This is a genomic window from Pseudomonas sp. Pseusp21, assembly GCF_059492145.1.
This window is the reverse complement of sequence record NZ_CP168520.1, coordinates 6175822-6196914: the sequence shown is the minus strand read 5'-3', so window position 1 is coordinate 6196914 and position 21093 is coordinate 6175822. Positions and strand designations below refer to the sequence as shown.

General features: G+C 59.5%; 18 protein-coding genes and 1 pseudogene. 10 read left to right on the top strand and 9 right to left on the bottom strand.

From position 1 onward, the window contains the following. Positions 1-3 precede the first annotated feature (3 nt). Complete coding sequence (fabI, locus tag ACEN93_RS28250) at positions 4-798, top strand: enoyl-ACP reductase FabI (RefSeq protein WP_003202751.1); 795 nt, start codon at positions 4-6, stop codon at positions 796-798. A gap of 241 nt (positions 799-1039) precedes the next feature. Here fabI and ACEN93_RS28245 read toward each other — a convergent pair whose 3' ends face one another. Next, the gene (locus tag ACEN93_RS28245; RefSeq protein WP_414881217.1) at positions 1040-2269 is read right to left on the bottom strand and encodes an NHL repeat-containing protein; all 1230 of its coding nucleotides are present in this window, start codon (positions 2267-2269) and stop codon (positions 1040-1042) included. A 223-nt stretch (positions 2270-2492) separates the two neighbouring features. On the opposite strand from ACEN93_RS28245, the pseudogene ACEN93_RS28240 reads away from it, so the two are divergent. Further along, positions 2493-2567, top strand: a pseudogene (locus ACEN93_RS28240) (VOC family protein); the annotation flags it as partial. A 51-nt stretch (positions 2568-2618) separates the two neighbouring features. Here the strand turns inward: ACEN93_RS28240 and ACEN93_RS28235 are convergent. The 4 genes from ACEN93_RS28235 to ACEN93_RS28220 all read right to left on the bottom strand — a co-directional run bounded on the left by ACEN93_RS28235 (position 2619) and on the right by ACEN93_RS28220 (position 6861). Continuing rightward, positions 2619-3584 carry a GGDEF domain-containing protein gene (locus ACEN93_RS28235; protein WP_495610796.1) on the bottom strand — a complete coding sequence of 322 codons (966 nt, stop codon included), beginning with the start codon at positions 3582-3584 and terminating at the stop codon, positions 2619-2621. A gap of 61 nt (positions 3585-3645) precedes the next feature. Further along, positions 3646-4224 carry a hypothetical protein gene (locus tag ACEN93_RS28230; RefSeq protein WP_064595487.1) on the bottom strand — a complete coding sequence of 193 codons (579 nt, stop codon included), beginning with the start codon at positions 4222-4224 and terminating at the stop codon, positions 3646-3648. Between the two features lies 1 nt (position 4225). Next, positions 4226-6388 carry a xanthine dehydrogenase family protein molybdopterin-binding subunit gene (locus ACEN93_RS28225; protein WP_210709502.1) on the bottom strand — a complete coding sequence of 721 codons (2163 nt, stop codon included), beginning with the start codon at positions 6386-6388 and terminating at the stop codon, positions 4226-4228. Between the two features lie 17 nt (positions 6389-6405). Beyond that, the gene (locus ACEN93_RS28220; protein WP_007956954.1) at positions 6406-6861 is read right to left on the bottom strand and encodes a (2Fe-2S)-binding protein; all 456 of its coding nucleotides are present in this window, start codon (positions 6859-6861) and stop codon (positions 6406-6408) included. Between the two features lie 240 nt (positions 6862-7101). Between ACEN93_RS28220 and ACEN93_RS28215 the strand changes: the two genes are divergently transcribed. After that, entirely contained in the window at positions 7102-7932 is an 831-nt protein-coding gene (locus ACEN93_RS28215) for an alpha/beta fold hydrolase (protein WP_039770835.1), read from the top strand. 38 nt (positions 7933-7970) lie between these two features. On the opposite strand, the gene ACEN93_RS28210 is transcribed toward ACEN93_RS28215, so the two are convergent. Beyond that, positions 7971-8363 carry a GFA family protein gene (locus ACEN93_RS28210; RefSeq protein WP_039770837.1) on the bottom strand — a complete coding sequence of 131 codons (393 nt, stop codon included), beginning with the start codon at positions 8361-8363 and terminating at the stop codon, positions 7971-7973. Between the two features lie 110 nt (positions 8364-8473). On the opposite strand from ACEN93_RS28210, the gene ACEN93_RS28205 reads away from it, so the two are divergent. The 6 genes from ACEN93_RS28205 (at position 8474) to ACEN93_RS28180 (ending at position 16449) form a co-directional block, all read left to right on the top strand. Next, complete coding sequence (locus ACEN93_RS28205) at positions 8474-9622, top strand: GGDEF domain-containing protein (protein ID WP_495610795.1); 1149 nt, start codon at positions 8474-8476, stop codon at positions 9620-9622. 38 nt (positions 9623-9660) lie between these two features. Next, positions 9661-10332, top strand: a complete 672-nt coding sequence (locus ACEN93_RS28200) for a class I SAM-dependent methyltransferase (RefSeq protein WP_414881214.1) — start codon at positions 9661-9663, stop codon at positions 10330-10332. Positions 10333-10450: 118 nt separating this feature from the next. After that, on the top strand, positions 10451-10954 hold the full coding sequence (locus ACEN93_RS28195; protein ID WP_039770842.1) for a VOC family protein: 504 nt from the start codon (positions 10451-10453) through the stop codon (positions 10952-10954). A gap of 117 nt (positions 10955-11071) precedes the next feature. Further along, positions 11072-11482 (top strand): hypothetical protein, encoded by a 411-nt coding sequence (locus ACEN93_RS28190; protein WP_134333565.1) that lies wholly within the window; start codon positions 11072-11074, stop codon positions 11480-11482. A 67-nt stretch (positions 11483-11549) separates the two neighbouring features. Continuing rightward, entirely contained in the window at positions 11550-12383 is an 834-nt protein-coding gene (locus ACEN93_RS28185) for an AraC family transcriptional regulator (RefSeq protein ID WP_039770846.1), read from the top strand. 412 nt (positions 12384-12795) lie between these two features. Continuing rightward, positions 12796-16449 carry a hypothetical protein gene (locus ACEN93_RS28180; RefSeq protein WP_490843787.1) on the top strand — a complete coding sequence of 1218 codons (3654 nt, stop codon included), beginning with the start codon at positions 12796-12798 and terminating at the stop codon, positions 16447-16449. A gap of 1 nt (position 16450) precedes the next feature. Here the strand turns inward: ACEN93_RS28180 and ACEN93_RS28175 are convergent, their stop codons facing one another. Further along, the gene (locus ACEN93_RS28175) at positions 16451-17077 is read right to left on the bottom strand and encodes a LysE family translocator (RefSeq protein ID WP_074687850.1); all 627 of its coding nucleotides are present in this window, start codon (positions 17075-17077) and stop codon (positions 16451-16453) included. A 143-nt stretch (positions 17078-17220) separates the two neighbouring features. Here ACEN93_RS28175 and ACEN93_RS28170 point away from each other — a divergent pair, with 143 nt between their 5' ends. Next, complete coding sequence (locus ACEN93_RS28170; RefSeq protein WP_074687849.1) at positions 17221-17976, top strand: type 1 glutamine amidotransferase domain-containing protein; 756 nt, start codon at positions 17221-17223, stop codon at positions 17974-17976. 8 nt (positions 17977-17984) lie between these two features. Here ACEN93_RS28170 and ACEN93_RS28165 read toward each other — a convergent pair whose 3' ends face one another. Together ACEN93_RS28165 and ACEN93_RS28160 are read right to left on the bottom strand one after the other, a co-directional pair. After that, on the bottom strand, positions 17985-20222 hold the full coding sequence (locus tag ACEN93_RS28165) for an ATP-binding protein (RefSeq protein WP_490840988.1): 2238 nt from the start codon (positions 20220-20222) through the stop codon (positions 17985-17987). Then, entirely contained in the window at positions 20219-20824 is a 606-nt protein-coding gene (locus ACEN93_RS28160; RefSeq protein ID WP_163974709.1) for a biliverdin-producing heme oxygenase, read from the bottom strand. Before ACEN93_RS28160 ends, ACEN93_RS28165 begins: the two co-directional genes overlap by 4 nt. Between the last annotated feature and the right edge of the window lie 269 nt (positions 20825-21093).

The following is a 21093-nucleotide window of genomic DNA, read 5'->3' as shown; positions in this document are numbered from 1 at the left end:
CACATGGGTTTTCTCGCCGGTAAGCGCGTACTGATCGTCGGTGTCGCCAGCAAGCTGTCCATCGCATCCGGCATCGCTGCCGCCATGCATCGCGAGGGCGCTGAGCTTGCCTTCACTTATCAGAACGACAAACTGAAAGGTCGCGTCGAAGAGTTCGCACAGGGCTGGGGTTCGAGCCCTGAGCTGTGCTTCCCGTGCGACGTGGCCAGCGATGAAGAAATCGCCAAGGTCTTCGAAGAACTGAGCAAGAAGTGGGACGGCCTGGACTGCATCGTGCACTCCGTCGGCTTCGCCCCGGGCGACCAACTGGACGGCGACTTCACCGAAGCCACCACCCGTGAAGGCTTCCGCATCGCTCACGACATCAGCGCCTACAGCTTCGTGGCCCTGGCCAAAGCCGGTCGCGAAATGATGAAAGGCCGCAACGGCAGCCTGCTGACCCTGTCCTACCTGGGCGCCGAGCGCACCATGCCGAACTACAACGTGATGGGCATGGCCAAGGCTTCGCTGGAAGCCGGCGTACGTTACCTGGCCGGCTCCCTGGGCCCGGACGGCACCCGCGTCAACTGCGTATCGGCCGGCCCGATCCGCACCCTGGCCGCTTCCGGCATCAAGAACTTCCGCAAGATGCTGGCCGCCAACGAAGCGCAAACCCCGCTGCGCCGCAACGTCACCATCGAAGAAGTCGGCAACGCCGGCGCCTTCCTGTGCTCCGACCTGGCGTCGGGCATCAGCGGTGAAATCATGTACGTGGACGGCGGCTTCAACACCACCGCCATGGGCAACATTGAAGAGTGATCTTCGGCTAGGCGATAAAAACCGCCTGCTCTGGCGAATGCCAATCAGTTAAGCCTCGTTGCTTGACCCTTGGCCGCAAGAAATCAAAGTCCGATGCCTGAATAGGCATCGGATTTTTTTATGCGTTTGGCTCGGGCATTGGAGCTGACCCACAACTTCGTCTCGACTCCCGATTCCCTCTAGGGATTGGACTCGTTGCTTGACCCCTCTCTGGTCGAGCAGGCCTTGGAACACGAAACAATCAACCTAAAACACCAAACACTTTTGCTTCCGGTGTGCCATCCGATGAGTGTTCATCGGTGGCAATAATGATTCGGCTGGTATTGTTTTGAATAACGCAGTCGCGCATACGCCCCTCGAGCCGCTGAGCAATGCCACCGTTACCGAACCCGGTATCGGGCTGCCCATTTTCAAGAAGTCGCAAACAATACATCTGTGAGCCACGAGCACCTGAATGTCCCGTTACAACAATCTTTTCATCCGCCTGCACAACAACACCTCCAATGACAATGTATCTCGGGTCCAGATCCACCAAACGAGGCGCACCATTGTTGAAGGTCGGATCAAGCACGCCGTTACGCTCGAATCGCAGGATCGCGAGGCGTTTTTCACCATTGGCGATACCAACCATAGTACTCATGACAATTTTATTGCCGCTCACCGCCAGCCTGCCGAACTGACTTTCTTGGTCGTATTCCCAGACCCCCTTGTCAGCGAAGGTTGTTTTCGGTGTTCCATCCCGGTTATAGCTGGCCAGGACAGCCCTGGAATGAATTTGGTTGTCAGATATACGTTTGATTGATCCCAACAGAACAAATCCTCCATCCGGCAACGCGGCGATGCCTTCGACTTGTGAGTACTCGCCTTTGAATCTCACCTCAAGTTTGCCGGCAACGCCAAAGCTCAAATCAGGATTACCACCCGTGTCATAACAGCGGACAACCCCCACTCGATCAACAGTTCCGCCAGCCGAATCAGCCTCAGTGAAACTTTGCACCAGCAAGACTACCCCGTCGGCAAGAATGCATCCCTCTGCAATATCAGTGACAACGCTATGACCTGGAGGAAGAGGATCAACAGGCAAAGGAAAGTTCTTTGTTCCGAAAACCAGATCCGAGCTTCCTGAAGAATTGAATCGTGAAATCGCTGCCAACCTGCCAAAACTTGGGCCGACTTCACCTACGACCAGGAACTTGCCGTCGGGTTGAATCAGAATGCTGGACGCCGCACAATTTCCAGTTTTAAGGAATGACCAGTCGAAAGAGGTGAACACAGGGTCGTCGGAACCGTCAGCCCTGGCTTGGTTTATCCGCACTGAATTATTGTCGGCACTGATTACATAAAGCAGCTTGTCTGTGCCTATGTTTGCGACACTGAAACATGCCCCCTCACCTGCCTCTATTTTTCCCTGATTGGCAAAAAGTACGTCTAACTCTCCAGATGTCTGCTGTGAATTGATGGGCACATTCATGGCAACTCCCTCAGCGGCTATATTCCTGCCTGAGATATAGCGAGAGCGCTCTCCCTACAACGCGGAATGTTCAATTTGACCATACCGACCTTAGCTTTGATCCTTGCCAAAAACCACTGTCAAATATGCCAGTTGACTTTCGTTGAATAGCAATGCAATCCACCGGCCATCCGACTATTGAGGCGCCAGTCTTCTGCGTGCAGACAATTTTCAAACACCTGCCGACTTCAATTTCTTTGCTCATCAATTGGTGATTCACCTGGCGCCGGAGAACGCCTCGCAGGAAGCCGCGCATACAACTTGAAATAAGCCTGCTGTGGGAGCGAGCCTGCTTGCGATGACGCCAGCACTAACAACGCTTCAAAGCCTGCTTGTGCGCATACATCGCCTCATCCGCGTCCGCCAACAGCTTATCCACGGTGTCATGGCGCTGCGGGTTGTATTCGATCTGGCCGACGCTGAAGCGAATCGCGTAGCCGCGGTGCAACGTGGCATTGCGTTCTTCGAGGATTTCCTTGAGTCGCGCCATGATCGCCGTGGTTTCGACATGGCTCGAGCCGGTCAGCAACGCCACGAACTCATCACCGCCTAGCCGTCCCACTACATCGCTCTCGCGAAAGGCGATGCGCAGCACATCGGCGAAAGTCTTGAGCGCACTGTCGCCCTCGGCATGCCCATAAAGGTCGTTGATCTGCTTGAAATCATTGAGGTCGAAAAACAGCAGCGTCGCCGGTTTTTCCAGGCGTGCGCAGGCGTCCAGCGCGTGCTGGGCCAGCATCTTGAAGCCGCGACGGTTGGACAGCAGCGTCAGCTCGTCCATGCTCGCCATCTGCACGGCCATCAGTTCCTGCTCGGCCATACCCGCCAGATCGCGCAGCAGGGCGCGCTCCTCTTCGTCGAGATCGCGGGGTTTGGTGTCGATCAGGCACAAGGTGCCCATCTTGTTGCCGCTGGGTACGGTCAGCGGATAACCGGCGTAGAACCGGATGTTCGGATCACCGATCACCAGCGGATTGTCGTGAAAGCGCTCGTCCTCGCGGGCGTCAGGCACCAGCAGCAGTTCGTCCTGAAGAATCGCATGAGCGCAGAACGAGACATCCCGTGGGGTTTCAGTGACGCCCAGGCCCACGCAGGACTTGAACCACTGCCGATCCTTGTCCACCAGCGTGACCAGCGCGATCGGCACGTTGAACAGCCGCTTGGCCAGTCGCGTCAGCCGGTCGAAGCGCTCTTCCGGTGCGGAATCGAGCAATTTCAAATCATGCAGCACTTGAACTCGGACAGCTTCATTGGCGGGTTTGCCGGGTACCAGCATCACACACTCCTTTGTCTTCGATGCAGTTGAGCGTAGCCCGAATCAGCGATGACTCAACCTCTCATCCACCGGCCACCGGACACGGCCCGCCCGCATCGGCCCAGAGTTTGAACTGGGTCACGAAGATATCGTGCGGCACCGGCACCGGCGCGCGCCCTGCCCCGGGATTCCAGCCCCAGAGCACCAGTTTGTCCTCGCTGACGTGTTTGATCAGCGCGGCGAAATCCCGGTCACCGTTGCTGGCGCGATCCTTGATCATTGCGCACAAACGATCCGGCGGCAGACCGATCCAGGCCATTTTGTGGGCGGCCGGCGGCAGGCTCCAGTGCGGCGCGCCCGGTGGCGCATGGGGGCCGTAACTGGCCGGCGGATTGCTTTCAGCGTGGCAGGTGGCGCAGGGCAAACCGGCGGCGCCCTTGCCGTCCATGCCGCGTACCACGTTCATCGCGTGGGGGATGCCGGCGTCGAACTGCAACGGCGAATCGCCGGGAATGTGGCAGTTCTGGCAGCGCGGGCTCTGGAAGACTTTCTGGACCGTGCCGAAAGCTTTCAAGGCGTCCTGATCGTCGGCAAACAGATCCGACGCGTAGCCGCCCAGCCCAAGCAGAATCACCGTGCCCAACAACAGATGTCGTTTCATCTCACACCCCCGACATTTGCAGCGGCAGTTCCCGCAGGCGCTGCCCGGTCAGGGCGAACACCGCGTTGGCCACCGCTGGCGCCGTGGGCGGCACACCGGCCTCGCCGATGCCGCCGGGTTTCTCGCTGCTCGGCACGATGTGTACCTCGACCAGCGGCATTTCATTGAGCCGCAACACCTGATAGTCGTGATAGTTGGACTGCACGACATGGCCGTCCTTGAGCGTCAGTTTGCTGTGCAGCGCCATGCCCAGGCCGAAGGTGATGCACGACTCCATCTGCGCCGCGATGCTCTGCGGGTTGACCGCAATCCCGCAGTCCACCGCGCACACCACGCGATGCACGCGGATCGCCAGATTGTCCTGGGACACCTCCGCCACCTGCGCCACATAACTGCCGAACGACTCATGCACCGCCACGCCCAGCGCATGGCCGTCCGGCAGCGGCGCTTTCCAGTTGGCCTTCTCCACCGCCAGGTTCAACACGCCGAGATGCCGGGCATGATCCTTGAGCAGCGTTCGTCGGTACTCCACCGGATCCTTGCCCGCCGCCGTGGCCATTTCATCGATCAGCGATTCCATGACAAACGCGGTATGGCTATGGCCCACCGAACGCAGCCAGAGCACGTTGATCCCGGTGGTCGGCGAGTGCAGATCAACCTGATGATGGGCCAGGCCCTTGATGTACGGGCTGTCGGAAACGCCCTCGACCGAGGTCTGGTCGACGCCGTTCTTGACCATGGTTTTCTCAAGCATGGTGCCGGCCATGATCGATTGCCCGACCAGCACATGCTGCCAGGCCAGCGGCAGGCCGTCGGCGCCGAGGCCGATCTTCGCCTGATGCAGAAACATCGAACGGTAGTAACCACCGCGAATATCGTCTTCGCGCGACCACACGGTTTTCACCGGCATCGCAGCTGCCTTGGCCACTTGCACCGCTTCGGCGACAAAGTCCGAGGTCGGGTTGGCTCGCCGGCCGAAACCGCCGCCAAGGAATTCGGTGTGAATCTCGACCTGCTCCGGCTTGAGCCCGGTGATCTTGCCGGCAACCATCTGATCCAGCGTCTGGAACTGGGTGCCGGTCCAGATCTCGCACTTGTCGGCGCTGATCTTCACCGTGCAGTTCAGCGGCTCCATCGGCGCGTGGGCCAGGTACGGCACGCTGTATTCGACGTCGATCTTCTTCGCTGCCTTGCCGAAATTGCCCTTGGCATCGCCGGCCTGCGCCGCCGAGGTGCCCGGCGTGGCCGCCAGTTTGCGGAAACTCGCCAACAACTTTTCACTGCTCAGATCAGCGTTCGGCCCCAGGTCCCAATCGACCTTCAACGCATCGCGACCGAGCTTCGCCGCCCAGTAATGCTCGGCGACCACCGCCACACCGGTCGGCACTTGCACCACTTTGTGCACGCCGGGGATCGCCAACGCCTCAGCGCCTTCAAAGGATTTCACCGTGGCGCCGAACGCCGGCGCCCGCGCGACCATCGCGGTCATCAATCCGTCGAACTGCACGTCCATGCCGAATTTGGCGCGACCGGTGATTTTTTCCGGGGTGTCGAGGCGTTTGGTGGGTTTGCCGATGACTTTCCAGTCCTTGGCTTCTTTAAAGGTGATCGACTTCGGATCCGGCACCGGCAGTTGCCCGGCGGCGTCCGCCAGTTCGCCATAGGTGGCGCGGTTGTCGCCGGCAATCACCACGCCGGATTCGGTGCGAATCGTCGACGGTGCCACATTGAAACGCTTGGCCGCCGCTTCGATCAGCATCTGCCGCGCGGTGGCGCCGGCGAGCCGGTAGCGGTCGAATTCCATCCAGGTCGAGGTCGATCCGCCGGTAATCTGCATCCCACCGAACCCGGGCATGCCGTAATCGGCTGCCGAGGCTGGCGAGTGCTCAACGCGAATCTTCGACCAATCGGCGTCCAGTTCTTCGGCGATCAACATGGTCAGGCCGGTCCAGATGCCCTGGCCCATTTCCGAATGGCCGAGCAGCACGGTGACGCTGTTGTCCGCCGCAATCCGCAGGAATGCGTTCGGCGCAAAGACCTTGCCTTCGTTCTCGGCCGCCATGGCGAACCGGTTGCCGCCAGGCACCACGAACGCCACCACCAGACCACCGCCAAGCACGGCGCTGCCCTTGAGAAATCCGCGACGGGATACAGGACTGTTCATCACCCACCTCCCCTCGTTCAGCCGATGTCGGCAGCACGTTTGACCGCCGCGCGGATTCTTGGATAGGTGCCGCAGCGGCAGATGTTGCCGGAGAGCGCCTGATCGATATCGCTGTCGGTGGGTTTGGGAATTTTCGCCAGCAACGCGGCGGCGGACATGATCTGCCCGGACTGACAGTAGCCGCATTGCACCACGTCCAGTTCGGCCCAGGCCTGCTGCACCGGGTGCGAACCGTCGCTCGACAAACCTTCGATGGTCAAGATTTTCTGGCCATGGGCGACAGCCGTGGCCGGGGTGATACACGAGCGCAACGGTGCGCCATCGACGTGCACGGTGCAGGCACCGCACTGGGCCATGCCGCATCCGAATTTGGTACCGGTCAGGTGCGCGACATCGCGCAGGACCCAGAGCAACGGCATGTCCGCGGGGACATCGAGCTCCTGATCCTTGCCATTGATGTTCAAGGTCAGCATCGGGGACTTCCTCAGACTCACAGTGTTCTGAAGGGCGCTGCTACGGCCATCGTTGGCGGTGCGCGCCTCGGCTTATCCCTTTCAGCTAAGCGCATTTTGACCCGACGACCAGCCGCCGCGACCACCGGTCATCTGGCACCGTTCGGAAAATCATCGATCAGGGTGTCGTTTTTGCTCCTACAGTTGATACCGCTTGTCACCGCAAGAACTGCCCTTTCACACTTTCCAGGAGTCGCGAACATGGGATTTGTCACAACGAAAGACGGCGTCGAAATCTTCTACAAGGACTGGGGGCCCAAGGACGCCCCGGTCATTCACTTCCACCACGGCTGGCCGCTGAGCGCGGACGACTGGGATGCGCAAATGCTGTTCTTCCTGGCGCAGGGGTTCCGGGTCGTGGCCCATGATCGACGGGGTCACGGGCGTTCCAGCCAGGTCTGGGACGGTCACGACATGGATCACTACGCCGACGATGTGGCGGCGGTAGTCAATCATCTGGGGACGCAGAAAGCCGTGCATGTGGGCCACTCCACCGGTGGCGGCGAAGTGATTCACTACATCGCCCGGCATGGCGAGGATCGGGTATCGAAAGCCGCGATCATCAGCGCCGTGCCACCGCTGATGGTGAAAACCGACAGCAGCCCCGGTGGTTTGCCCAAGTCGGTGTTCGACGATCTTCAGGCGCAACTGGCAGCCAATCGTGCGCAGTTCTATCGCGACGTGCCCAGCGGGCCGTTCTACGGCTACAACCGCCCCGGCGCCAAGCCATCGGAAGGGATCATTGCGAACTGGTGGCGCCAAGGCATGATCGGCAGCGCCAAGGCGCACTACGACGGCATCGTTGCCTTTTCCCAGACCGACTTCACCGCTGACCTCAAAAGCATCTCGATTCCGGTGCTGGTCATGCACGGCGACGACGACCAGATCGTGCCCTATGAGAACGCCGGCGTGCTGTCGGCGAAACTGCTGAAAAACAGCACGCTGAAGATCTATCCGGGCTTCCCCCACGGGATGCCGACCACCGAGGCTGCGACGATCAACGCGGATCTGCTGGCGTTCATTCGCGGCTGATCATACCCGCCGGGGTCAGGCGCCCTGCCTGACCCCGGCTATTCTTCGGTTCGCCCCGTTCTCTCACGATCGCGCACGTAGTGTCTGGCCAATGGAAAGGCCGGTAGCCACGACTCGCGACGCACCGTCCACAGCTCGTACGTGGGCTGGAATTGATCCGGTGCATCCAGCGCGCCGAGATTGACCTCGACTTCATCGCCGCTGCGGCCGAACACCGACGAGCCACAGCGCGGACAGAAATGCCGCCCCGCATAGTCACGGGTTTCACCGCTGATCGTCACAGCATCCTCGGGAAAGATCGCCGACGCGGCAAACAGCGCGCCCTGGTGTTTGCGGCAGTCAAGACAATGGCAAACGCCAACCCTGTAGGGTCGCCCCGACGCCTCGATCCGCACCTCGCCGCACAGACAACCGCCGGTCAATCGGTCCATGGGACACCTCCGCCTGAAAATGGAATATCCGGTGAGTGAAAATAGCAGCCCATTGGGGGAACGCTTACAATCGTGGCCCATTAACACTATCCAGGCAGACCTGTCCTTTCATGGCGCTCGATCCTCTCACGATGCTCACCATTTCCACCGCCCTGGCCGCGGCGGCCGCCCTGTATCTGGCGGTCGAATGGCGCAGTATCCGCGAATCTTCCCTGCTGTTCTGGAGCGCCGGTTTCGCCACCATCACCGTCGGCTCGAGCCTGGCCCTGTTGCGCGCCAACGGTTATCCGCTGATCGGCATCTGGTTCGCCAACGGTTTGCTGGTGGTCGCGCACTGGCTGTTTCTGCTGGGGGTCGCGCGGTTTACCCAGCAGCGGTTGTCGCGGGCCTGGTACTTGATGTTCCTGCTCTGGCTGGCGTTGCTGCTGTTACCGGAAGATCCGTCGTGGTCGAAGATCATGCTGATGGCCAACTCGCTGCTGGTGGCCGCATCGATGCTGCGGGCCAGCCTGTTGCTGCGCCCGCACGGCAAATCATTGAGCGTAGGCGCGGTGCAGTTGCGTTATGTGTTGCTGATCCACGGCGCGTTCTATTTCACCAAGGCGATCATCGCGGTGATTCCCGGCACGCTGATCGATCTGGCGTCGCTGCGCGGCGAGATCATTCAGATTTCCCTGGTAGAGGGCGCGATGGCGATCATGCTGATCGCGCTGTCGATGACCGGCACCGAGCGCTACCGGCGGGAAAAACAGATTGCCGAACTGGCCGCCCGGGACCCGCTGACCGCGCTGTACAACCGCCGCGCCCTGGAAGTCCGTGCACCGCGCCTGCTCGACGAAGTCTCCAGCACCCGCCCCGGCGCGCTGCTGCTGATCGACATCGACAATTTCAAACTGATCAACGACCTGTACGGCCACACCGCCGGCGACCGGTTGCTTATCGCCCTCAGCGAAATGATCCGCGCGGTGCTGCCCAAAGGCGCGCTGGCAGCAAGGCTGGGCGGTGACGAATTCGTGATGCTGCTGGGTGATGCGTCCCACGCACAGATCATGGATCTGGGCTGTGCGCTGCGTGAGCAGTTTCAGCAGATGACTTCCCAGACCTACACCACCCCGCAGGCCGTCACCCTGAGCATCGGCGCCAAGGTGTTCGATCAGCCGCCGGCCAGCCTCGCGGCGTTGATCGAACAGGGCGACAGCGCGCTCTACGAATCCAAGCGCGGCGGTCGTAACCGGATTCAGCTGGCCGACTACACCTGACCTATCCTTGCCTGCATCCCGCGATCCCGGAGTCCGTCATGTCCTCGCCTGAATCCACCCTCCTCCAGAGCTGGCAGCACAACGCCCGGGCCTGGACCGAAGCCGTGCGCAGCGGCGCCATTGAGAGTCGCCGGCAGGTGACCGATCAGGCCATTCTGCTGGCGGTAATGGGGCGTCAGCCGGAGCGCGTGCTCGACCTGGGATGCGGCGAAGGCTGGCTGTTGCGGGCGCTGGCCGAGCGAGGACTCGAGGCGGTCGGCGTAGACGGTGATCCGACGCTGGTCGAGGCCGCGCGAACGGCAGGTTCACCGTCCGTGCATGTCGCGAGCTACGAAGAATTGGGTGAAACGAAGGTCGACATTGGCCGCGATTACGACCTGATCTGCGCCAATTTTTCCCTGCTGCATCAGGACATCATTCCACTGCTCGCGGCGATGAATGCCCTGCTCGTGCCGGGCGGTGCACTGGTGATCCAGACGCTGCATCCGTGGTCGGCGGCCGCCGGTGATTATCAGGACGGCTGGCGGGAAGAAACCTTCGACGGACTCCAGGGCGATTGGCAGCCGATGCCGTGGTATTTCCGCACCTTGTCCAGCTGGCTCAATGCGCTGGACATGGCCGGCCTGCAGTTGACCGGCCTGCGCGAGCCGCAGCATCCGCAAAGCCCGGTGCCGCAGTCGTTGCTGATGATTGCCGAGCGTCGCGGGTAAACCCTGGAGCCTCGGCTTGACTCGCAGCAACCGACCATTCGGCCCGTTGCGCTGCCAGCCGACCACAGACTGACTACGCTATTAATCCAGCGTGTCCAACCTGCCGAGGATGACTGCCATGCAACGCTTTCAAAAGCTGACGCCGTGCCTGTGGTTCGACGATCAGGCCGAAGCGGCGGCGAAGTTCTACTGCTCGATCTTCGATCATTCGAAAATCACCGCCCTCACCCACTACAGCAAGGTCGGCCAGGAATTCCACGGCCGCCCGGAAGGCTCGGTGATGACCGTCAGTTTCGAACTCGACGGCCAGACCTTCACCGGACTCAACGGCGGCCCGGTGTTCACGTTCAACGAGGCGATTTCGTTTCAGGTCAATTGCCAGAACCAGGAGGAAGTCGACCATTTCTGGGGCAACCTCAGCGCCGGCGGGCCGGTGCAAGCGCAGCAATGCGGCTGGCTCAAGGACCGGTTCGGCGTGTCGTGGCAGATCGTGCCGGTGGCGTTCATGCACATGATGACCGACCCCGACCAGACCAAAGTCCAACGGGCAATGCAGGCCATGTTCGGGATGAAAAAACTCGACATCGCCGAACTGGAACGAGCCTTCGCCGGCCAGAGCTAAGCCGCTGAACGCAGCCAACCGCTCATCGGGAATCCACGTAACCTGTCAGATATGACAGGTGTTTTTGATCTGACGGTGCTTGACCATGGCCATTCCTCCATTTGAAGGTATGCCGCCATGAACACAGTGGATTTCGAAGATCAGGCATCAAAAACTTATGCTCCCGGGCAGACATTCACCAGCTACGGGGTACCTTTTCACCTTTTGCCAGGATCTACAGCACCGATGTCCATTCAGGGATCAAGCGGTACCCACGTTAATGGGCAAGTCCTGGTCATTCGTCCAGGCACCGTGGAGATCGACCTCAACCCGGCCCAAAACAGCTTCAGCTTTTGGTTTGCAAACGCAGATAAAGGACTGACTGTGCGCTTTTTTGCGCAGGATGGTTCGAAGATTGACGAGTTCATTGAACCTGCGCATGGTGCTGGCGAGAAAGCATTCGGACATACCATCCAGCCTTCATTCACGAGGGTTCAGATCGAAGTCCACGGTGATAGTGCGTTAATCGATAAGCTGGAGTTCGTGTAATAACGATGACTGGCCAACGGCAGTCAGCGCTCGCTAAACTCAGGCCCGACTGCCGAGAATCACAACGATGAAACACGCTGCCGCCAAGAACCCCGAACAAGCCCCTCGCTTCTGGCGCGACGACGCCCTGCCCTTCATTGAAGCGCGGGCCATCGCCGATGGCCGCGAGGTCTGCTATTCCCGTCATTCCCACGCGCACTTTTCCATCGGCGCGATCACCGCCGGACGCAGCACCTATGTGCATGAGCAATCCTCGTTCGAAGTGGCGGCCGGCACCGTGGTGCTGATGAATCCGGGGGACGTGCACGCGTGCAACCCGATCGATGACCAACCGTGGTCGTATTTGATGCTGTATGTGGAAACGCCGTGGCTGACGGATCTGCAGCATCAGCTGGGGTTCAGCGCGGAGCTTGAGTTTCGGCGGTTTACCGATACCCATTTGAATGACGCCCGCCTGTTTCGCGACTTGAATGGGTTGTACGGCGTGTTGGTCGACGATCAGCAAGACGTGCTGTGCAAGCAGAGCGCAGCCGTGGAGTTTTTCAGCGACCTGCAACTACGTTTGAATCCCATCGAGCAACCGTTGCGCGAACCGAACTGCAAACTCGAACGCGCCGCCGACTTCATCCGCCAACACTGCACCGACCTGCTCAGCCTCGACGACATCTGCGCCGCTGCCGAGCTGTCACCGTCCTACCTGATCCGCGCCTTCAAACAGCATTACGGCATGACGCCCCATGCGTTTTTGGTCAACCAGCGCATCCAGTTCGCCCGCGAGCGCTTGCGGCGCGGGCAGTTGATTGCGGATGTGGCGCTGGAGGCGGGGTTTGCTGATCAGGCGCATTTTCAGCGGGCGTTCAAGCAGCATCTGGCGGCTACGCCGGGGCAGTATCGGGGATAGCTCCACACGCTCAATCCCGTCGCACTGAAATGTTTTGGATCGTTCCCACGCTCTGCGTGGGAATGCAGCCCGGGACGCTCCGCGTCCCTTCCAGAGCTGGAACGCGGAGCGTCCCTTGAGGCATTCCCACCCAGAGCGTGGGAACGATCAGGTTACAGAGGCGCCTCGGTCACTTTGATAAGTCTACATACCCGGAAAGATATACATATTTATCGCCAACAAAGCTTCAGGCCTTTAAAAACAATCCCCCCTCTCATTCCCGCCACGACAAAGAAACACTTCGAACATTAATCCACGCCAATTTTCGCCTTGGCGCCTTACTCTAAAACCTGTCTACCGCACAAAAACGACAGTCAATAAACAACCACCACACATCTCATTTATTTCGCTACCAGAGAATGGATTCCGAGTCATGAAGCCAATGGACAACTATGTTTACAACTCCAACAACACACTTCAAAAGAAGACAGTAAGCCAGACCATTACAAACTTTATCGACGATAAATACGCCATTGAACGCCTTGGCTGGAAATGGGATGAAATTCTGGTTCCGTGCGTGGAGGACAGCACATTTGACCAGATTCACCGCAGCAGTAAAGTTTCGCTTTCCATACTTCTTCGCCACGACGATTTTCACTTTGTCCGCGCTCGCCACCAGATTCCGGACAACGCGATTTTTCTGCTGGATGAGCGAGGCCGGCTCTACTTCAGTCATCGAAATCTGGTTTCCAGCAACGGTCGGCCTGCTACCCCGTTTGTTTCTCTCCGGGATATCACCGTGGATGTCACAGGTCGGGCGGACTTGGAAGACGATCTGCGATTGTTGGCCAGGATCGCCGCATCCAGCGGCGGATGGATCGTGTCAGGAGACGAAATCAGTGTCGGCCAGTGGCTGCGATTCAACGGATTGCAAGTACCGACAAACGAACAAGAGACCCGTGACCTGCTGGACCTGTTGAACTTCTCGACATTGCCCGAGCCCCCGAAGTATGGAAACTATTGGCAACTGCTGGACGCGCCAGATACGTCGCCATTCAAGCTTGAAGGAAACAACCGGGCAATCATTCTTGATCTGAAACAAAGTTTCACTATGTATTCTGAAGCCATCGTCAATGTCCTCGGCAGAAGCGTGCTGATTGAGAGCGGACCAAGTGACGGCGCTACAACCAGCATGGACTACCGCCTTCAACAATTGCTCGAAAGTACAGCGTCCCGGCACGGGCAAGATTATCTGTCCCGACTGGGCTGGCTTAATGAAGCAGCTGCCACTCAACAATCGACTGAACTCGCAGAGCAACTGGCGGTTGCCGCGATATTGCTTGATCTCGACCCGGCGCTGGATATTGCCAATACCCACTTCGCCGGTTTCGATCTATACGCCAGACGCTACTTCAAACAGCATCCGAGCCAGGTTCGAACGGAACTGGAAGCGCATCTGATCAAGCATTTGCACGTTGCCCCCCCACTCGCTCCGTTGGTGGCACAGATGATTCTGGCAGGCATGGCGCCGGAGTACCTTTTTGCAGACTGGCCGTCCAGCCTGCGAATGGGAACACCAGCCTGGGTGATCGCTACTCAGGCGGTGCATCTGGTAGAAGCACTGGCACCCGGTGCCAGCCGCAAAATGACTTATCAACATCTGATGGGATTCAGCCAATCGACGAAATCACTCGCGCCTCTGGCTGCGTTACAAGCTGAGGGCTCGGTGGACCCGGTGGTGACCTGGGCCTGGATGAACGGTGTCATCACGCGAGATGCGCAAGGCGATCTCAGCGCAAAAGAAATCGAACGCGCGATGCGCGAATACGATCAGTACATCGACATGACGCTGAAAGCCGCTGAATGTTTTTCCACACCATTGCCCGACCGAAGACAACTTGCGTTGCAAGAGCTGAAATCGCAGGAGCGCCATTGCGACCCCGATGAACTGCTGGTCAAACATCGCGGCAGTGGTGGTGGCGCCGGTCGTAAAGTGTCAGTGCTGGACCTTTACATGGGCGACGAACTTCACACTCAAGACTGGGATCGCATCAAAGGCACCAGTATCTACAAATCCTTCCCGAACCTGCCCTATCTCTATCCCGTTACCGAGCTTTACGAGTCGGCGACCAACAGTCATTTCGAGTCTGTACTCGAGGGGCTGGCGCGCAATATCCAGATCGCCATTTCTCAGGTACTCCCGGAAGATACAGCGTCCCTCCAATACGGTGCGATCGGGATCTATTGCGTTCAGAATATGAACTACAAACCGGCGAGAGTTACCGGGCGTTATGGTTTCAGTCCGGCGACTTACGTCCCGGGTGAAACCGGGCGCTACGGCGTCATTCTTTGTGTAAAGCACGGTTATGCCGTCAAGTGCTTTGAACTGTTTCCACTCAGGATGGAATGCCGGTACAACCCAAATCTTGAAGCGTTCTTCAAGCCGCTGATAACCGGAAACGGCTACCCGCTCGACACTCGCTTCGCAGACAAGAAAAAATTTGAATTGATCCCCGTCGACCTTCAGGCCTACTTGCAAAACGTGCCACCCAAAACGGGTGTCCTGTCCAGAGTCCACGTCCGCAGGATCGGCGTACTTGAAGCACCTGCCGACCACAGCGACCGGGATAATCAAATACCCTTTTATCGATCCTCACGCATGGAAACACTGGGCAGGCTGGTCGCCAGGCAAAATCCGTACATCACCGAAAAAGAGATTCACCAGTTGGGCCTGCAGCAAACCGCACGAGAAAAGGCGATCGAAAAAACCGACGCTATCTTCAACATTATTCTCAACCTGATCATTCCCTTCAAAGGCTGCGTGGAAGGACTGACTTCAGGGGATCCGAAGAAACACGGCGGTGCCATTTTCGACTGTATTGTCGACGCTGCCGTACTGGCGATGACCATTTTTGCCGCGCCCGTCGCCATCGCTGCCGCCGCCAGCAAAGCTGCGGCCATCGCCGGCAAACTGCTGTCCGCTTCGCGGGTTCTGGCAAAGACGGCCCTCAGCCTGTTCAATCCGTTATCGGGTTTGCCGCAACTGCTCAAGGCGGGTGGCAAACTGATCGGACGAGGGCTGACGAAACTGAGCGGCCATACGCTCTCACTGGCACATCAAGCCAAGCAGCAACTCAGGTTTCTGACCGGTGCCAACAGCTACGACCTGATCAAAGCCATTGAGCACACCGGCTCGGCTACCCAACTTCGAACGTCGCTGGATACCGTCGCTCACGCTCGAGCACTGTTCAAAAATGATCTCATAGAGGATGCGCATCAGGTTCTGCAGAAACTGCATGCAAACGACGCAAAACGATTGAGCAAGATTCCCGAGTCGGAGCTCGCGCACCTGTTGGAAAAGACATTGGGCGACATTGCGCGCCAGTCCGACGCGGCCCAGTCGTTGAAGAAAGTGCTGGATCCACAAGTGGTCGAAAGTCTGATCAGGCAACAGGCGAAAAAATATACGCTGGCTAATCTCCACCAGTTCAGCAATCACAATACACTGCCCGAGTTGTTCGAAACGACGTTGACCATTGAATACAAAAACCTGCAGTTCATGCACAACCACCAGCGCACACTGCTGACCACGGATTTGGGCAAGGCGCCATTCGACAGCCTACTGGATGAACTGAAGTTCAATCCCGCTGGACTGACCGATAACACAGATCGCGCCGCGGCCTGGATTGTTCACGCATCCAGTTCTCGTAACGACGTCGATCGTGTGAAAGACCTTCTGCTCGAATTCAGCCGTAACAACAAGCCACTGAACGATCCGGCGGTATACGCCGAGCTGCACAAACGCATTGCTCCCAAGGATGCCGGCGGCTTGCGCAGTCCAACGGGGGAGGCACGCTATCCTTCCAATGTTTCAGGCGCAGCGTTGCTGGAACAACACGCCAAGGCTCTGGATCCTGCGGGTGAACATTTTTCCAGGCAGATGCTGGGAGCGATGCTCGGTTATCACAGCTTTGTCGATGGCAACGGGCGCACGGCGCGAGCGGTGTATGCGATTGCGGAGCTGCGCAAAAATCGCTTTCATCCTTTAGGTAAAGCGGCTGAAGACGCCCTGAGCGGACTGAACTGATTCAACCTGCAAATACCCGTGGGAGTGATTCCCACGGGGCTTGAGGCGCCAGCAGGTAAATCGCACTCACCGCCAGCAGCGATGCCATCACCCGGTTGAACAAACGCATCCCTGCCGGGTTGCCGAGATAGCCACGCAAAAACGTCCCGGCATACGCCCAGCACCCGACCGACAGATAACAGATCACCAGATACACCGCCGCAAACTGCCACACCAGCCGCGCCTCGCCGTCGGCGACAAACGCGCCCATCCCCGCCACGCAGGCCAGCCAGGCCTTGGGATTGAGCCATTGCATTACTGCGCCGTAGAGCATTGATGGCGCCCTGCCCGATTCTCCCGCATTCAACTGCCCGTCATCCGTTGCCAACTTCCAGGCCATGAACAGCAAAAACGCCACCCCGGCCAGTTGCACCACGCGGGTCAGCGACGGCCACAGTTTCAGTACTTCGTGCAGCCCCAGTCCCATCAACACCAGCAACAGCACAAACCCTAGCGTCGCCCCGGCCACATGCCGCTGGCTCGCGCGAAAACCGAACTGCGCCCCCGAACTCAACGCCACGATATTCACCGGCCCCGGGGTAATGGACGCGGCCAGGGCAAACGCCGCCATCGATACAATCAGACTCATCGCACACCTGCTTCAAATCTAGGAACAAGGCGCTCACGGTAGCCGGCGCACAGCAGGCGGTATTGAAGGAAATTACCCCCGCTCGCGCAGACCCACTACGCTCTGGCTATGCGATCACTTTTGACCAGGAGGTCTGCCCCTCGATGATTCTGATTCTGTTGCCCTCTGCCGATTACGACCCGACCGAAAGCAGCGTGCCGTGGCAGGCGATGCGCAATGCGGGCATCGAAGTACGTTTTGCCACGCCGCAAGGCTTGCCTGCCCACGCCGATCCACGGTTGGTGAATATCGGCTTCGGCCTGTTGAGCCCGATGCTGATGACGCGCAAGGCCGATCTGGACAGTTACACGCAGATGATCGAGTCCGAAGCGTTCAAGCAGCCGCTGGCGTATGCCGATGTCGACACGAACCGCTTCGATGGTCTGCTGATCCCCGGCGGGCATGCCAAAGGCATGCGCACGTTGTTGGAATCCACGCAGGCCCAGCAGATCGCCCTGCAATTTTTCAAGTCCGAAAAACCCGTGGCGGCGGTGTGCCACGGCGTGCTGTTGCTGGCCCGGACGCTCGACCCCGATACCGGTCGTTCGGTGTTGTTCGGGCGCAAGGTGACGGCGTTGCTCGCGGCAACCATGGAGTTGCCGGCGTGGCTGATGACAGCTGCGTGGCTGGGGCGCTACTACCGCACCTACAAGCAGACCGTCGAAGCGGAAGTGAAGACCGCGCTGGCCAGCAAAGCCGACTTCCAACGCGGGCCGCTGATCGCCAAGCGCGATTGTGCGCAGAAACTGCAATCAGGATTTGTGGTGCGCGACGGCCAACTGCTGACAGCGCGCTGGCCAGGCGATTGCCATCGATTCGCCGCAGAATGGGTGGCCATGTTGCAGCCACCCGAGCGCTGATCCGCGTTTCAGTCCAGACGCGGCACGGTGAAACGGAACTCACTGCCCTGCCCCGGCTCGCTCTCGGCAACGATCTGCCCGCCATGGGCCTCGACGATGCCTTGCGTGATATACAGGCCCAGCCCGGTGCCGGTCGGATTGCCTTCCTTCACCGTCCAGTAACGGTCGAATACGTGCGGCAGGTGATCCTTGGGAATGCCTTCGCCGCTGTCGCGGACCGTGAAGACGATGTCGTCACCGACCGATTTGGCATACACGTCGACCGTGCCCAGGCGCGGAGTGAATTTGATCGCGTTGCCGACCAGATTCGACAGCACCTGAAACAGTCGCTCGGGGTCGGCATGGATGCTCAGGTCGGGATCGGCCTCGAACGAGATGCTGATGTCCTTGTCCAGCGCCAGCGGCGCGAGCAGCGATTGCGCCTCTTCGAACATCTGCGCGACATCGAGTTTCTGCGGCGAGATGGTGTAGCGCCCGGCGTCGATTTTCGAGGTGTCGAGCAAGTCTTCCAACAGCGTGTTCATGCGCCCGGCGGCTTGTTGCATGGTGTCGATCGCAGTCGAGATGCGCCGCGAAGTGTGCGGCCCGTCGGAGCTGAAAGCCTTCTGCATCATGCCGCACAGCATTGAGATCACGGTCATGGGATTGCGCAGATCGTGTGAAACCACAGCAACCAATTCATCGCGGGCACGCACCGCCTCCTGCTCCCGGCGCACCTGACGGGCCAGATCATTTTCCAGCGCCGAGCGACGCAAGTCGTTGGCGGCGAACAGATCGCCGTGACTCCACTTGGTGGAAATCCCGGCCATCTCGACCTTCCAGATTTCGAACGAAGTACGCGGCCGCAGGCGCAGGCCGGCGTCGGAGTTTTCCAAATCCAGCGGCTTGCGCGGGTCGCCGCTCCAGTTGATGTTCTCTTTGACTTCGGGGCGGAACCACAGCACGCCGTTGTCCACCGGTTTGGGCAGGCTCATGGCGAGCACGCCGCTGGCAACTTGCTGATAGTGCGCGGCCGGCGGATAGACGCTGGCCAGGTGGTGACTGGCAAACACCGGCTCGCCACGCTCCTGCAACCATTTGTGCAGGGCACGGATCTCTTCCGGCTCCGGGCAGTTGCCGTAACGGTGCAATTGCTTGTCTTCGATGATCGCGATGCCGCCGGCATTGGCCAGCGCCATCAGGACTTGTGGCTGGTTGGCCAAACCATCGAATACGTTCTGTGGCGAATCGATCATTGCTTGATTGAGCAGCGCCAACGCTTCGACTTTTTCTTCCCGTTGACGGCTGACTTCCAGTGCTTCCATCGCGCTGATCTGCAACGACAGCACCTGGCCGATGGTCTGGCACGCGGTGCGCAATTCATGCGGTACATGCAGCGGCTGGCGATTGCCGCAACTGATCAGGCCCCAGAGCTTGTCGCCCTTGAGCAGGGAAATGCTCATCGAGGACAGCACGCCCATGTTCTTCATGTACTGGCAGTGGATCGGCGACACGCTGCGCAGCGTCGCGAAGCTCAGGTCCAGCGGAGTCTGGGTGTCCGGGCGCAACTTGGGCACCAGCGGCACCGGTTGGTAGTCGGCATTCGGGATGATCCGCAGCCAGTTGGTGCGGTACAGCTCGCGGGCCTGCTCGGGGATGTCGGAGGCCGGGAAAAACAGACCGTTGAACACTTCCATCGAGGGGTCGGACGCTTCGGCAATGACTTGGCCGTGGCCCTCTTCCTCAAAACGGTAGATCAATACCCGGTCGTAACCGGTCATGGCCTGGATTTCCTTGACGCTGATGTCGTACAGCGCCTGCAGGCTCTGGGCCTTTTGCAGGCGCGCGAGCATCCGCCCCAGATGGGTCTCGGTGCCGGCGACGTTGCGCGGCTGGAAGTTTTCGACGTGGATTTCCAGCTCCAGAATCAGCACATCCTGATGCCGGTGCAGCAAACCTTCGAACGCCGTGCCGTTGAGGCGAAAGTGCAGCGGCGGCGCATCGGACAAGGCCGGTTGCTGCAAGGCCTCGCGAACCTGCGCAGCGTGGGCATCGCCGATCAGGCTTTGCAGGGGCTGGCCGATCAGCTCTTGCGCCGGGCGCGCGAGCAAGGTTTCGACGTTGGCGCTGATCTGGATGATCGAAAGGTCCGGCTCGCTCAGGGTCAGCAGCAAACCGTGCGGCTGGATAGCGCCGGGAAAGCGGATCGGCTCGTCGGCACAGTTGGCCAGCAACTCTTCAAAGGCTTCTTTGTCTTGCGGGGTCATACCAGAACCTCCTGGCTTTCGAGCCAGCGCTCGAAACAGCTGAATGTAGTGTGGGCGGCCGCCACGACGGCTTCACGCTCGTCGGCGTCCATCGGGCGACTGCCCAGGTATTCGATGAAATCGCGCCAGCGCCGACCGGTGGCAGCGCCGTAGATGTCCAGAAACGCTGCGCCGTTGTCCGCGCCCAGGCTCAACCGCGTGGCGATTTCCCGGCGCAGGATCTGTCCGCCGAGGGTGGCGCCTTCCAGCACGTACAGCACGCCAAGGCAGGCGGCGGCGGAGTCGATGGCGGGCAACTGGCGGCAGAGCGAAAACTCTCCGCCGCTTGCGCCCAGCGCCTGCAGATCGCGTTGCAGAGTCGGGGTCTTGAGCCGCGAAACCAGATCGAAATCGGCGGGGATCTCGCCGCTGTCCTGCAATGCGCTTTCCAGTGGCTGATAGAAGCCGTAATAGGCGCGCATCAGTCGCTCGAAAGCGTGGAGATCAAGGGTGTCGGAGAAGAAAGGAAGGCGTTTTTCCAGAGCAATGTGCAGTTCGGCCGTGCCGGCGCGCAGATCTTGCAACACCGGTGGTACATGAACCTCGCGGGCCTTTGCTTGCATGTAGTCGCTCGTACAATGGGCCGCCTGGGGCCATGGGGGAATGGAGAAGCATGGCGCGAAAGCTTACACGGCAATTGGCCTTTCTGACCCGCCAGATGATTTTTTTCTGTCGGATTCATCACCCTTTGATGGTTTCAGAGTTGACGGGGCAGCAGAAAGTTCGAACGGATTCGCGCCCGTCCATCGCTGTACCGCGACTCTGCTACCTGACTGTACGGTTCAGGCCCACACGCCTGCATGATAGAAATAGCGCTCCCGCCACCGGAGCC